1 protein-coding gene is annotated in these 598 nt (G+C 47.2%); it reads left to right on the plus strand.

The window, feature by feature from the left end; genetic code table 11:
- The coding region (locus tag R8O11_RS29455; protein WP_318195154.1) for a fatty acid cis/trans isomerase at positions 1-598 on the plus strand (598 nt) is incomplete at both ends.

The following is a 598-nucleotide window of genomic DNA, read 5'->3' on the forward strand; positions in this document are numbered from 1 at the left end:
CGCTTCTTTACCCTCGTGCGCTCCGCAACGCCACCAGGACAGCCAGTAAAACGCATTTCCACTCGTCGCCCTTACGACGATCCGGGCGTTGAACGCGTCTACTACCGAATCATTCCAGAACAAGGCACTATTGTTGACAAAACGCACATGCCATTTGCGCTCAACAAACAGCGCATCAGCAACTGGAAAAAGTGGTTTATTGAAGCGGATTACTCCGTTACTCAGCTACCTAGCTACGAACCAGAAGTTGCAGCTAACCCGATGACGGCATTCATTGATATGCCAGTGAAGTCTCGCTTCAAATTCATGCTTGATAATGCGCAAAACACCATCATGGCGTACATTAAAGGCCCTGTTTGTCGTGGTCAGCTTGCACTTAACGTCATAAATGATCGCTTCTGGGTATTCTTCTTAGACCCAGACAAAGCTGACATTCCTGAGGTTAACGAGTTCTACCGTTCACAAGCAGATAACTTAAAACTGCCAGCCGAACAAGAAAGTAATACGCTTCCAGTCACAAACTGGGTTAAGTACGCACGCCAACAAGCGCGTTATCTTGAGGCGAAATCTGAGTTCACGAACAATTGGTTTAAGCATG

The sequence above is a fragment of the Vibrio sp. 1288 genome, assembly GCF_033344475.1.